This is a genomic window from Psychrobacter sp. ANT_H56B (genome assembly GCF_008369245.1).
Classification (GTDB): Bacteria; Pseudomonadota; Gammaproteobacteria; order Pseudomonadales; family Moraxellaceae; genus Psychrobacter; species Psychrobacter cryohalolentis.
The window spans coordinates 287,346-300,988 of record NZ_VOBF01000002.1 but is presented as its reverse complement, the minus strand read 5'-3'; the positions used below and the strand labels follow the sequence as shown (position 1 = coordinate 300,988).

The following is a 13,643-nucleotide window of genomic DNA, read 5'->3' as shown; positions in this document are numbered from 1 at the left end:
GGTTGATAAAAGCCAATAGTATAAAAGCGAATAATACAAGGAAGCTGGCAATGACATCTCTAACAAATAAAGCAGCAAGCACGATTACCCATACAGAAGCCGTGAGCCATACGGTAGCTGATATGAGTCGCTGGACAGGACGTGAAGAGCCATTTGAGACTGCGCGTGCCCGCTATTGGTATCAGCTTGCTCAGCCCTACGAAAATCAAAATATTGGGCTAATTGGCTTTGCCTGTGATCAAGGTGTCAGACGCAATCAAGGACGTGTGGGCGCAAGAGCCGCACCGCCATTGATTCGTCAGGCGTTTGCTGCGCTGCCAGTCATCGCTGAGCTACAGCAGCGCTTTGACAATCAACTGCCAACCTTACTGGGTGATGCGGGTGATATCCACTGTCATGATCATGATGGTTTTGCTGCAAACATGCTAGAACAAGCACAACTCAATTATGCCGATAAGGTAAGCCAGATTATCAAGCAAGGCGGCTTACCCATCGGTCTTGGCGGTGGTCATGCTATTGCTTATGGTAGCTTTTTAGGATTGTGGCAAGCTCTACAGCAGACAGACACTAATAGTGATACAGATGCGCTACCGCGTATTGGCATTATCAATTTTGATGCGCATCTGGACATTCGTCAGTCTGATGTCGCTACCTCGGGTACGCCATTTCGACAAATTGCCGAGCATCTTGACGCACACGATCAACCCTTTCATTATTGTTGTATTGGCGTCAGTCGTTTCTCTAACACCGCTGCGCTCTTTGATCGTGCTGAGCAATTGGGCGTGGATATCATCAGTGATGAAGATTGTACCAATAAAAAATGGAAGAAAATCGCAGCTCAAATTGCAGATTTTATCGAGAGCGTTGATATTATTTATTTAACCATTGATATGGATTGCTTACCATCAAGCGTCGTACCCGGCGTTAGTGCGCCAGCCGCCTACGGTATTGAGCTCAGTTTCGTTGAGCGTGCAGTCAAACTTATCTTGTCCTCTGGTAAGGTAAAAGTAGCCGATATTGCTGAGATTAACCCTACTTTTGATATTGATTCGCGTAGCTGCAAAGTTGCTGCTCGTCTTTTGGCGACTATTATCGAGCAGCATTTACTGAATTTATAGATAAAGGCTTATAAGTTTAACTTTAGAAATGAATTTTATATATTTACCTGATTATCAGTATTAAGCAGGAGCTTATTATGAACAACTCTAGCGAACAGATACTTGCCGACTCTATCAATACTACCGATGCTATGGATGCCTTAACAACGTTTGACCATATTATTATCAATGCCAATCTTGCGACTTTTTCAGCGCAATATGGTTTCGATACTTATGCTGAGAATAAAAACAGTATATCCGCAGCTGCAAAAAGCACGCCTTATGGTCAATTAGAAAACGCTGCTATTGGCATCAAAGACCGCAAAATTGCATGGATTGGGGCGCATACGCAAATAACACCCTATCTCACGCATTATCAAAGTCAGCAAATCACTGACGCTGATGGTCATTGGATAACGCCTGGATTGATAGATTGCCATACTCATATCGTCTATGGCGGCAACCGTAGCAATGAGTTTGAAGCAAGACTGCATGGTGCCAACTATCAAGATATTGCTGCCCAAGGTGGCGGTATTGTCTCAACAGTTCGTTCCACTCGCGAAGCCAATATCGAAGAATTGTTTGCACAAAGTGAAAAACGTCTGCTGGCGCTTATCAAAGAAGGTGTGACCAGTATCGAGATTAAATCTGGTTATGGACTAGACTTAGAAACTGAACGCAAAATGCTAAAAGTTGCCCGCGCACTCGGTGACAAACACAACATTCATGTCAGCACCACTTATTTAGCTGCTCATGCCCTACCACCTGAATACAAAGATCGTGTCGATGACTATATTGAGCAAGTTTGCCAGTGGTTACCAATATTGCATAGCGAGGGCTTGGTCGATGCAGTCGATGGCTTTTGTGAAAATATCGCTTTTACTACTGAGCAGATTAAGCGCGTCTTTGAAGTCGCACGCTCATTAAACTTACCGGTGAAACTGCATTCTGAACAACTATCAAATATAGGCGCTAGCGCCTTAGTTGCTGAATATCAAGGATTATCAAGCGACCATCTTGAGCACTTAGTAGAAGACGATATCAAAAAAATGGCAGCAAGTAATACAGTGGCTGTACTGTTGCCAGGCGCGTTTTATACCCTACGTGATACCAAGTTGCCACCGATCGAAGAACTGCGTAAACATCAAGTACCAATGGCAATTTCGACTGACTGTAATCCAGGTACCTCACCGCTGACCTCACTGCTATTAGCGATGAATATGGGCTGTACGCTATTTTATATGACCCCTGAAGAAGTATTGTCAGGGGCAACGGTTCATGCAGCTCAAGCGTTAGGTCTGGCTCATAAAGGGCGTATAGAAGTTGGCTGTGATGCAGACTTGGCACTTTGGGATATCACTCGCCCTGCTGATTTAGCCTATCAAATGGGGCTAAATCCTATTGAAGGTATTATGGCTAAAGGTGAATGGCGCTAAACCTTATAGCCTCACCATTTTCTTTTAAATCGTAAAAAGCCCCAATCAATGAATGATTGGGGCTTTTAGTTTAGGAAAGAAACTTATCACATTAACAACTTATGTCTTATAGTGAGTTCAATATAAAAGAGTTACGTTTAGAATAGCATTATGCTGGGATAAATTTCTCTCGCTTGCTGTGCGCTTCGCACTCCAGAGGCTTCGCAAAATTTATCCCAACAGTACTGTATTCTTTTTAAATTGAATCGACTGTACTATGATCTATAAACCGCTCTTAGTTCAAGATACCATAAGCAACTAAGGCATCGGCAACACGTTTAAAGCCGACGATATTAGCGCCAGTCATATAATCGATATAACCTTTATCAGTTTGATGGTATTTTTCTGAGGCTTCTGCAGCGCCGTCATGAATATTTTTCATAATAACTTTTAAACGCGCATCAATTTCTTCAAAAGTTTTGTACTGACGTACTGAGTTCTGTGACATCTCAAGACCAGATACTGCTACGCCTCCTGCATTTGCCGCTTTACCTGGAGCATAGTGCACACGGTGCAAGCGGATATGATTAATTGCGTCTGCAGTCAATGGCATATTAGCACCTTCAACCACGTACTTAATGCCGTTTTCCACCATCAGCTTAGCGTCGTCTTCATTCACTTCGTTTTGCGTGGCTGATGGGATAGCGATATCGCCTTTGATATGCCAAGGCTTTTGTCCAGCGAACCATTCACCGCCATAGACAGCTACGTAATCTGCTAATGGTTGGCTTTTTGCTTTTTGCGCTTTTAACCAGTTGATTTTTTCTTGATTTAGACCCGCCCCATCATACAAGGTACCTTGGGAATCAGATACGGTGACCACAACACCGCCCAGCATATGAGCTTTTTCAGCAGCATGTAGAGAGACGTTACCCGCGCCTGAAACCAGTACTCGCTTACCATCTATGCGCTCATCTTGAGCCGTTAGCATATTTTCTAAGAAGTAAACCGCGCCATAGCCCGTCGCTTCCGTACGCATCAAACTGCCACCAAACCCTACGCCTTTACCAGTCAATACACCGCCGTATTCGCGGGTTAGGTTTTTATACATGGCAAACATATAGCTGATTTCGCGTCCGCTAACGCCGATATCACCTGCCGGTACGTCCGTATCTTTATTGATATAGGGATGCAGCTCACGCATGAAAGCATAGCAAAAACGACGGATTTCGTTGTCTGATTTGCCCTTTGGATCAAAATCAGAACCACCTTTAGCGCCGCCCATTGGCAAACCGGTCAAGGCATTTTTAAAAATTTGCTCAAAACCTAAGAATTTTAAAACCGATTGATTGACGGTTGGATGAAATCTAATACCACCTTTATAAGGACCTAACGCGTTACTAAATTGGACACGCCAGCCGCGATTGACCTGTACTACACCTTTATCGTTTTCCCAGTTGATACGGAAACCCATCACGCGGTCAGGCTCAACCAAGCGCTCAAAAACTTTGAAAGCATCATATTCAGGATGAGAGTCATATAGTGGCGCAATCGTGATTGCAACTTCTTTTACTGCCTGAATAAACTCAGGTTGATGGGCGTAACGTGCTTCGATTTTTTCGATTGCCTGACTGATACTCATATAGGTTCCTTAGGGTAGAAATTGTAATCGTGCTGATTTACACCGGCGCACTATCGCATACCCGAAAATGATAGGATGGTGAACACAGATGTAGGATTGATGTCGCTGCTATACGCTATCTGGTATGACAACTGGTGGGATTAGAATCCAACGGTTTGGGTCGCTAAATTATGATAAAGAAGCCCAGACTATTTTTATCTCACAACTGTATATCATTTTTTTGATGTATACGTCTAGTAAATATCAGCATCATCAAAAGTTATGGATAAGTTTTTATCATTAAAATATCTGAAAATAGTGCGTAGTAAAAATTTAATAATTAAAAAAAAGGTGATTACTTCAGAAAGCTTTAGACGACTGAAGCAAATATTGAAGCATTTGTCTTTAACAATGAATAATGATTTCATTAGCACTATCAAAAGACGTCGATGAAGAGCGCATTCGAGCTATGCAGCTTTTATTGTCACTGGGTGATCGTATTGGTCGCGAATTGGCTTGTGGTAGCACCGACCGTATCATGATTCAAAGTGTGAAAAACTATGTGATCATGACTTCATCAGGTTATAAGACTGCAATGAATATTAGGGCTAAATTGAATGCCAAACTTGGCTTAATATTCTTAGATATTGAATGTGCTTTGGAGGCATTGATGAAATTGATGGGCTAAGTGGTGTTAAAGAACCATCAACGCTGTTTGATACCTCATCTAGCTATCAATCGCTTTATCAATAACACTTTAAATGAAAATAGGTACCTTGTCTTATAAAAATTATTTAAGGCATTGCACACTGTTTATATGCAATGCGTCATTAGCACATTTAAGTGATGGAAATAGCCATTCACAATGAGATGGTAATACATTAAGGTATTCTCTTCTGATATGGCAACGCTCATTCTAAAGCTACTTAAACTGCCTGCCACTGCTGCCGAGTGATCTTATATAGCATATGTTCAGCGAGTAGATGATTTGACTCAAGTGCAGGATGATAAAAATTGTTTTGCGTATCAGTCATCCTGATACGCTTCATAAGCAGTTGAGAGCGCTTATTAATCACAGCAGTAAATGCAACCACCTCATCAAGCGCTAGCTCGCTGAAAGCAAAATCTAAAGACGCGCGAGCAGCTTCAGTTGCATAGCCTTGTCCCCAAAACTCCTTACGCAGTCGCCAAGCAATCTCAACACAGGGAGCAAAAGACATATCAGCATGCGTCTGATTTAAGCCAACAAAACCAATAAAAGTATCATTTTTTTCTGAACCCTCTTTTAAACTGAGCGCCCAAAATCCCCAACCATTATCTTCAATCAGCTGCTGGCATTTATTCACAATAATATCGCTCACTTTAGCTGATAAAAGCTTGGGAAAATACTTCATAACTTCTGGATCGGCATTCATAGCAGCAAATATTGCAAAATCGCTTGCTTGCCACTGTCTAAGATAAAGACGCTCTGTTTCTATAAAAGGTTTCATTTGGTACTCTATAAAGCTCATTAAATTGCCTATTTACATAATTTCTCAAGCCATTCTTATGATGGCTACCCAGTTTAAGCCGCCATAATCAATAGTCGGCTTATGATTATGGCTGGTAGTTATCATTAGTAACTTATCCGCCATTGTAATCACCTAGCCTTTCTCTTAGTATCGTTTGATAAGTATCGCTTAATAAGCATATTGATTACAGTCAGCTTCAGGTAAGAAAGCTTACTTCAAATGGTACTTCATTAGATAAAAAACAGACAATAAATTAGGTGAAAAATATGGAAAACTCAAAGCAGTTAACATCAGAGCAACCACTGCGCATCGATATCGTATCAGACGTGGTCTGCCCTTGGTGTATCGTCGGCTATCGCCAACTAGCAGCAGCACTAGAGCAAACCAATACTGATCATGTGATACATTGGCATCCGTTTGAGCTAAATCCTAATATGCCAAGCGAGGGTCAAAACATGCGTGAGCATATCATGGAGAAATATGGCTCAAGCAAAGCCGAGTCAGACGCTAGCCGCACTAGAATAGCAGAGGCAGGTTCTGATGTCGGCTTTCAGTTTAACTTTACTGATGACTTGCGTATGCACAACACCTTTAATCTGCATCAGCTTTTGCATTGGGCTGAGCAGCAAGGGCGCATGCATGAGTTAAAGCAGGCATTATTTATCGCGCACTTTACCGATAATAGAAACCTCTCTGATATCAGGGTACTTGCCGATATTGCTGCAGAGATTGGGTTAGATGGTAAAGAAGCGTTGACGGTTTTAGAAGACCAGCGGTTTGCCAATGACGTACGTGAGGTAGAGCAGCATTGGCAAAGGCAAGGTATTCAAAGCGTGCCTGCTATTATTTTTAATGAGCAGCACTTGGTTAGTGGCGCACAAGGCGTGGACAATTATGTCAATATTTTAGAGCAGCTAGCCAATATGAAAGAGTAAATTAAGATTTTTTAGTAGGGCCATTTGTATGAATAAAGATAAACCAATCACCCTATCAGATGAAACTGAGATCCTTATCTTAGATCAACTACGAGTTTATATGAATGAGGAATTCGATATCGATATTGGTAACTTACCGGCGAAGTTCTTATTGGATTTTATCATCGAAACTGTAGGTCCGCATTTTTATAATCAAGTGGTCGATGATATGGAGCCATGGCTATACGAGAGGTTTACGGGGATGTTAGAAGACATGCATAGCTTTAAAAAGGACTAAAAGATAGACAGAAAAAAGCCGCTCCTATCATAGGTATTATAGGAGCGGCTTTTTTCTGTCTATAGTGCTAATTTTATAACTGCTACAAGTTAAAAATGAATAACCGTACGAATACTTTCGCCTTTATGCATCAAATCAAACGCTGCGTTGATGTTCTCTAATGGCATCGTATGAGTGATAAAATCATTTAATGGAATATCACCTTGCATATAACGATCAACATAACCTGGCAGCTCTGAACGTCCTTTGACGCCCCCAAAAGCTGAACCACGCCAGACGCGACCAGTCACTAGCTGGAATGGACGGGTTGAGATTTCTTTGCCTGCACCAGCGACACCGATGATGACTGACTCACCCCAGCCTTTATGGCAGCATTCAAGCGCTGAACGCATAACATCGACATTACCGATACACTCAAATGAGTAATCTACACCGCCATCAGTCATCTCAACGATGACATCTTGGATAGGCTTGTCATAGTCTTTAGAGTTGATGCAATCAGTTGCGCCTAGCTTTTTGGCGAGCTCAAATTTATCTTCGTTAATATCAATACCGATAATACGACTGGCTTTTGCCATTTTTGCACCGATAATAGCCGCTAAGCCAATACCACCAAGACCGAAAACAGCAACGGTAGAACCTTCTTCGACCTTAGCGGTATTCATGACTGCGCCCAGACCAGTGGTCACGCCACAACCTAGCAAGCAAACTTTTTCTAACGGTGCATTGGCGTCGACTTTGGCTAAAGAGATCTCTGGCAATACCGTATATTCAGAAAAGGTTGAGCAACCCATATAATGATAAATTGGCTGACCGTCTTTATAAAAACGGGTGGTGCCATCTGGCATCAAGCCTTTACCTTGAGTCTCACGTACCGCTGAGCATAAGTTGGTTTTACCTGAAGTACAGAACTTACATTCGCCGCACTCTGCGGTGTATAAAGGAATGACATGATCGCCAACTTGGACGCTGGTCACGCCTTCGCCGATTTGCTCAACGATACCGCCACCTTCATGACCTAGGATAGCTGGGAATACGCCTTCTGGGTCTTCACCAGATAAGGTAAACGCATCGGTATGGCAGACGCCACTGGCGATGATTTTAACCAATACTTCGCCTTTACGCGGTAGCATGACGTCCACTTCTTCAATCGATAATGGCTGATTAGGACCCCAAGCAATGGCAGCTTTTGATTTGATAAATTTGTCTGACATAAAAGTCTCTCTTTTTAATGGTTGAATTTTAATAGTGTGATTATTTTATATTACTTCCCTGCTAATGATAATATAGCATATTTGAAAATATCTTTTACACAGTGGTAATAATTATGAAGTGGGATGGTATCAGTGAGTTTGTCTACGTGGCAGAATTTGAGAGCTTTACTAAAGCGGCGGCAAAGCTTGCTATCTCGACAGCGCAAGTGAGCCGTCAGGTTACTGCACTGGAGAAGCGGCTCAATACCAAGCTGCTGTATCGAACCACGCGCAAAGTGTCGCTAACAGAAGAAGGGCGGGTGTTTTATCAGCATTGCCGCAGCATCCTTGATGGACTAGATGCCGCAGAGCAAGCGGTCAGTAATTTGCAGTCCAAACCGCAAGGTCGAATCAATCTGACAGCTCCTGTCACCTATGGAGAGCAGCAGCTATTGCCACTGATAAATGATTTTATGGTGCAATATAGTGATATCGAAGTGACGGCTTTTTTGAGCAATCAGAAGATTGATTTGATTGAAGGTGGTTATGATTTGGCAATACGTATCGGTAAGCTGAGCGACTCTACGATGATGGCAAAAAAACTCAGTCACCGTACCAACTTTGTCTGTGCATCGCCCGCTTATTTTGAGAAATATGGTCGCCCAAAAACCTTGGATGAACTCAGTCAACACAGCTGCTTATTGGGTACACTTGATTATTGGCATTTTAAAGAAGCAGATACAGAGCGCAATATACGCGTGAGCGGCAAGATACGTTATAACAGTGGTTATAGCTTGGTTGATGCCGCGCTAAAGGGGCTTGGTATCGTACAATTGCCAGATTATTATGTACAAAAACATCTAGCAACCGGTCGTTTAATGACGGTATTGGACGGATATAGAGAGCAAGAAGAAGGGATATGGGCAGTCTACCCGCACAATCGTCATTTATCGCCAAAAATTAGGCTGTTGGTGGACTATCTAGCAGATCATTTGGCTTAATAATTCGTTAAGGCATGTTGCAATGCAACTCTTTACTATGCACCGTTTATTACGCACAATGTAATAATATATTATAAGGACTCGATGTTGCCAACCATCACTCACTGAATAAACGACCACCATAAAAAAGGATTTTTTATGCTTAAGATTATCTCTATTGCGGCCCTAGCTTTGGCTGTATCCTCTTGCGCCAGTGTTGGAAATATTTTAAATGCGCCTGATAAGATGCCATCAACGCCAGACACGATGACTGCTATCAATGCTAAAAAAGGTTTGGTTACGATGCAAAGTCCTCATTCTGTGCAAGATACCGCTGATAAGCTGGCAGCGATTATTGAAAGCAAAGGTATGAAGGTATTCGCACGCGTCGATCATCAAAAAAATGCACAAAGTGTCGATTTAACATTAAGACCAACACAAGTCATTATGTTTGGTAATCCAAAAGCGGGTACGCCATTGATGCAATGCGAGCAAAGCGTCGCCATCGACTTACCGCAAAAAATTCTCATCAGCGAAGATGCCGACAAAAAAGTATGGCTGTCATATAATAATCCTGAGTATTTAAAAAATCGTCATAACATTAAAGGTTGCGATACCGAGATTTCTAACATCTCAAAAGCGCTCAACAGTGTTAGTAAAGCAGCTATTGCCAAGTAAATTTCTAGCAAAAAATTTAATCAATAAAAAGGTGGGTAGCCAAATCGCAACCCACCTTTTTTCTATCTCTAGAATATTAACTTATTTATTAGCAATGCTCAGAGCGTGCTATTTGCTCATGCAACTCTACTTTTAATTTCTTTGCACATTCTATAATCTTCTTTCGATCAGCAGGGATAGCACCATACTCAATCGCTATCTCTCGCATTTGTACGGTGACATCGTAGTGCGGGTAACTGGCATGACGATGGAATAAGCGCGCATCCACTTCAATCAGCGCAGCAAAATCATGCAGCTCTTGCAAGGTATCTGCCAGCAGATGGCACCATTTATAGCCTTTAAACTCTATCTGCATAAAATCGACGTATATCGCCATAGAGCTATCCCTTTATTTATTGATTTAAAATAATCTAAGTACTTTTACTCTAGTGCATCTACCACACACAAATCAGTATAACCTTGGTAATTCCCTTACGTCTTTCTTTAGCTGCTTAAGTACTTGCTGGTACTCATTATTACTCATATCTATCGTGCTCAAACGCCCATAACGCAGCTGACGATAATCCTTTTTAATCTGCTCTATTTTTATTTGAGCCACTGTTAAAGCATTGCTATCTACCAACTGACTAGAACTACTACTCTGAGTATTTGTCCCTGTGTTTGCTTCAGTTTTTGGACGAGCACTTGTATCAAGTGACATTGCCAAGCGTTCAAGCCATGCCAATTGCCCTTCACTCTCAAACCTAGCCAACGTTTTATTATTCTTGCCAATACGTTTTGATAGCTGTGCAAGTGGCAGATCTGCTGGATGCCAGCGCTTGCGGCGGCGTTGCCAAATGACAAAAACGAGAATTACCATGACAGTAATAGCACTTGCTGCCAACCAAATAATCTGCTGCATCACTGAGCGGATGTTAAACCATTTGAGTAGTGAGTCTGCTTGTTTGTCCTGATCGTAACCGACGACGTCTTTTTGCCAATAGTAGCTGGCTTGGTCTGACAGACGACGCAAGGTTTGTAACATCTGATACTGCTGATAGCTGATTTGCGCGCTAGCCCCATCGCCAAACATAGTAGCCCCTTGTGACTGCGTCAGCGCATCCATCCCTTGCTCGACACGCTCAGGCGCAACAAACGCAGTCGGATCGACACGTACCCAGCCTTGCCCCTCAACCCAAACCTCCGTCCAAGCGTGCGCATCCTTTTGTCGCACCTCCCAAACATTCCCACTGCGGCTTAGCTCGCCACCTTGATAGCCTGCCACGACCCGTGCAGGTATGCCAGCGGCGCGCATCATAAAGGTAAAGCTGGAAGAATAGTGCTCACAAAACCCCGCTTTGGTCTCAAATAAAAACTCATCAATACGGTTATTATTCAGCCGTGGCGGAGATAGTGTATAACGAAATTCTGTTTTATGAATCCAGCGCTCAATAGCTGCCATATAGCGTAGAGGATCTGAGCCTGACTGGGCAAAAAGCTGCTGGGCTAATGCTCGTGCTTGTGGGTTGCCTTTATTAGGCAAGGCAAGATTTAGTCGTCGCACCTCGTCAGTGAGTATAGGGTCAATCTGCATCGGCGTAAACTGTGCTACATCGTAGCGTAATTGCTGGGTAACAGGCTGGTCTTTTAACAGGGTAAAGTCTGAGGTGACACTGACATCTTGCTGCTGGGCAAACGGATAATCGAGTCCAAATAACCAGTTCTGCTGAGTAGGTTCTAAGATAATCTGATAAGTGTTGGGGGCAGCTTTCACCGCATCAGGAACAGTCGAAAATGCATTTTCAATCCAAGTAGGTATAGGTAACGTAGGCTGCCATGCTCGCTGCTGAGGGCTTTGACGCCAAGTAATGCCATCAAAATCGCTAAATACCAAGCCTCGCCAATACAGCTCCTGCTGCGGGGGTCGATTGTCTGTAAACTCTACACGGAAAGCCAACTCGGTTGACTGACCTAAATTAGCAAAATCACCTGGCGACATACTATCAGAGACGCCTGTGGTCGCTTGCTGACCTGATAACTGTACTGACCATAGTGGGGGCAAACGCGGAAAGAATAGAAACAGCACCACCAATAATGGCAATGCTCCAATGCCCAATACACCCAAGGTGCGCAGACGACCATCACCGCGACTATTACCATCATCATTTAGCGCGATAAATGCCAACAACACAACAATCGTGCCAACAATCACTTCTAAAGTCGTTATTAACCCTTGATCCATCAAAAACAACGCTGCAAGTACAAACAGTGAAAGATTCAATACCACATAAGCATCGCGGCGCTTGTAAAGCTCCCACAGTTTGCTGATAAGGCAGAGCACTAAAAATGCCACACCCATATCCAGTCCAAATGCAGTATTGTAGGTCAGCCACAATCCTGCTAGCCCCAATAAGAAGCCAAGCATTTGCATGCCTTGATAGACGCGTTTTAAATATGCTATTTTTTTAAAACGCACTTTGATGCGTGGCAATTGGGCAATAATACTGACGACAGCAAAACCCATTAGCCATAATGGTAAGTGTGCCGCATGAGGTGAAATAACAATGACTTGGGCAATTAATACCCAATAATAGGCTGGTAGCGCTAAAAAATTGCGATACCATTTTCTAGCGTAACCGTGTTCAACACTAGCGCGGGTGCTTTGACCCGTTGCCAATTGCTCAAAAATGGCTGTCTCTGTAGAATTTTTAGTAAGAGAATCGATCGATACATTTTCAATGTCATTTGAGGAAGATCGTTTAGAATTGTTCATGGCGCTTTTGCCAATCTTAGTAAGCAAGCTTGTGCAAAGCTGTCGCCCTCGCCCGTCATTACCGCAGAGGAAAATTCAGACGGTGCCTCATTTGGTAAACACATATTAAACGGCACACCCAATTTCCCTAGTGTGAGCGCCCCGTGAGCCAGTTGTGCCAGTTTCTGTTCATGCTGCGCAGCTGGCATATCGGCATAATCCAAGGTTTGCTCGTGACCAACAGGATCGGCAAAATGCTTGGTAAGCATACCCTGACCGCGTGCCACATGTCCCCAAGAAACCCGTGCCAGCGACTCTCCTTCGATATAGCCATCTAGCCGCTCAAAGTCATCTTGACCTTGCCGATATTGCCTGCCTATAGGTAAATCCTCCAAACTGGCAACTGCATACTGCGCTTGCCAATCAAATACTTCAGGTTTTGGATAGACCCAAGCAGTACGGGAAAAATACACGTAAGACCATGCCTGCATGATACCCAAAGGGTAAACCGTTTTTATTTTTAACCGTGGTAATTCAAACTGCCCACGATTCTGCGTCGGTACAGGCAAGCAAATAATTTGCTCGTTTTGCAGTCGTGTCACCAGTATTGACTGTTTATTATCAGCGTTATGTTTAATTTTTTTACTGGTTTTTTTATCTTTTTTGCTATTAGCCTTGTCATCAGTCTGCTCAAAGCTAAATAACAACTGCCGTCTTGGTTGACGGCTCTCACTCCGCAGCTGCAAAGTCACCCAAACAGGCGCACCTGCTTCTGCCATAGTCACTTCAAGTAAACGTATTTTCAGGCCTGAAATGTGCGCAAAGGTTACATGAAAGCTGATCAGCCAAACGCTAATCAAATAAAAACATAAACCTAACACCAAGTTATTGCCATAGTTAATACCGGCAATAAAAGTAATGATCAGCAGCACTGCAAATAGCATGCCTTCCCGGCTAAAAAATATATAGACATTACGCAAATTGAGGATGGCGCTGTCACTTTTGGGCGCACGCGAAGCGAACCATCGATTGGCTGCTGAGGCGGCTGTTACGGTGAAAGCTTTTGGCAAAAGGCTCATGGCTACCCTATCGTTACCATAAAATTGACAATATCATTGATATTCAGAGAAAGCGTTCGATACCAATATGTTGAATAACCAATTAGAGAATCGCCTTCAGTGTTAAATGATTTTAGATGAGCATTT

The 13,643-nt window shown here is 42.9% G+C and carries 13 protein-coding genes; 7 read left to right on the top strand and 6 right to left on the bottom strand.

What is annotated here, in order from left to right:
• The first annotated feature begins 50 nt into the window (after positions 1-50).
• Entirely contained in the window at positions 51-1,118 is a 1,068-nt protein-coding gene (hutG, locus tag FQ082_RS03980; protein WP_149492122.1) for a formimidoylglutamase, read from the top strand.
• Positions 1,119-1,195: 77 nt separating this feature from the next.
• A complete protein-coding gene (gene hutI, locus FQ082_RS03975) occupies positions 1,196-2,533 on the top strand; it encodes an imidazolonepropionase (protein ID WP_149492121.1) in 1,338 nt (445 codons plus the stop codon).
• A 274-nt stretch (positions 2,534-2,807) separates the two neighbouring features.
• On the opposite strand, the gene gdhA is transcribed toward hutI, so the two are convergent.
• Complete coding sequence (gene gdhA, locus FQ082_RS03970; protein ID WP_149492120.1) at positions 2,808-4,154, bottom strand: NADP-specific glutamate dehydrogenase; 1,347 nt, start codon at positions 4,152-4,154, stop codon at positions 2,808-2,810.
• Between the two features lie 397 nt (positions 4,155-4,551).
• Between gdhA and FQ082_RS03965 the strand changes: the two genes are divergently transcribed.
• Positions 4,552-4,821: a hypothetical protein gene (locus FQ082_RS03965; protein ID WP_149492119.1), complete on the top strand. Its 270-nt coding sequence runs from the start codon at positions 4,552-4,554 to the stop codon at positions 4,819-4,821.
• 238 nt (positions 4,822-5,059) lie between these two features.
• On the opposite strand, the gene FQ082_RS03960 is transcribed toward FQ082_RS03965, so the two are convergent.
• Positions 5,060-5,623, bottom strand: a complete 564-nt coding sequence (locus tag FQ082_RS03960; protein ID WP_149492118.1) for a GNAT family N-acetyltransferase — start codon at positions 5,621-5,623, stop codon at positions 5,060-5,062.
• A gap of 287 nt (positions 5,624-5,910) precedes the next feature.
• Between FQ082_RS03960 and FQ082_RS03955 the strand changes: the two genes are divergently transcribed.
• Both FQ082_RS03955 and FQ082_RS03950 read left to right on the top strand, forming a co-directional pair.
• Positions 5,911-6,579 carry a DsbA family protein gene (locus tag FQ082_RS03955; protein WP_149492117.1) on the top strand — a complete coding sequence of 223 codons (669 nt, stop codon included), beginning with the start codon at positions 5,911-5,913 and terminating at the stop codon, positions 6,577-6,579.
• Between the two features lie 28 nt (positions 6,580-6,607).
• Positions 6,608-6,856, top strand: a complete 249-nt coding sequence (locus FQ082_RS03950; RefSeq protein ID WP_149409261.1) for a DUF2164 domain-containing protein — start codon at positions 6,608-6,610, stop codon at positions 6,854-6,856.
• Between the two features lie 89 nt (positions 6,857-6,945).
• On the opposite strand, the gene FQ082_RS03945 is transcribed toward FQ082_RS03950, so the two are convergent.
• On the bottom strand, positions 6,946-8,070 hold the full coding sequence (locus tag FQ082_RS03945) for an S-(hydroxymethyl)glutathione dehydrogenase/class III alcohol dehydrogenase (RefSeq protein ID WP_149492116.1): 1,125 nt from the start codon (positions 8,068-8,070) through the stop codon (positions 6,946-6,948).
• Positions 8,071-8,183: 113 nt separating this feature from the next.
• Between FQ082_RS03945 and FQ082_RS03940 the strand changes: the two genes are divergently transcribed.
• Both FQ082_RS03940 and FQ082_RS03935 read left to right on the top strand, forming a co-directional pair.
• The gene (locus tag FQ082_RS03940; RefSeq protein WP_149492115.1) at positions 8,184-9,050 is read left to right on the top strand and encodes a LysR family transcriptional regulator; all 867 of its coding nucleotides are present in this window, start codon (positions 8,184-8,186) and stop codon (positions 9,048-9,050) included.
• Positions 9,051-9,188: 138 nt separating this feature from the next.
• The gene (locus FQ082_RS03935) at positions 9,189-9,707 is read left to right on the top strand and encodes a DUF302 domain-containing protein (RefSeq protein ID WP_149492114.1); all 519 of its coding nucleotides are present in this window, start codon (positions 9,189-9,191) and stop codon (positions 9,705-9,707) included.
• An 88-nt stretch (positions 9,708-9,795) separates the two neighbouring features.
• Here the strand turns inward: FQ082_RS03935 and FQ082_RS03930 are convergent, their stop codons facing one another.
• The 3 genes from FQ082_RS03930 to FQ082_RS03920 form a co-directional block, all read right to left on the bottom strand.
• Positions 9,796-10,083, bottom strand: a complete 288-nt coding sequence (locus tag FQ082_RS03930; protein ID WP_020444115.1) for a DUF4031 domain-containing protein — start codon at positions 10,081-10,083, stop codon at positions 9,796-9,798.
• 72 nt (positions 10,084-10,155) lie between these two features.
• Positions 10,156-12,459 carry a transglutaminaseTgpA domain-containing protein gene (locus tag FQ082_RS03925; RefSeq protein WP_149492113.1) on the bottom strand — a complete coding sequence of 768 codons (2,304 nt, stop codon included), beginning with the start codon at positions 12,457-12,459 and terminating at the stop codon, positions 10,156-10,158.
• Positions 12,456-13,517 (bottom strand): hypothetical protein, encoded by a 1,062-nt coding sequence (locus tag FQ082_RS03920; RefSeq protein WP_149492112.1) that lies wholly within the window; start codon positions 13,515-13,517, stop codon positions 12,456-12,458. The genes FQ082_RS03925 and FQ082_RS03920 overlap by 4 nt, the downstream gene beginning before the upstream one ends.
• Between the last annotated feature and the right edge of the window lie 126 nt (positions 13,518-13,643).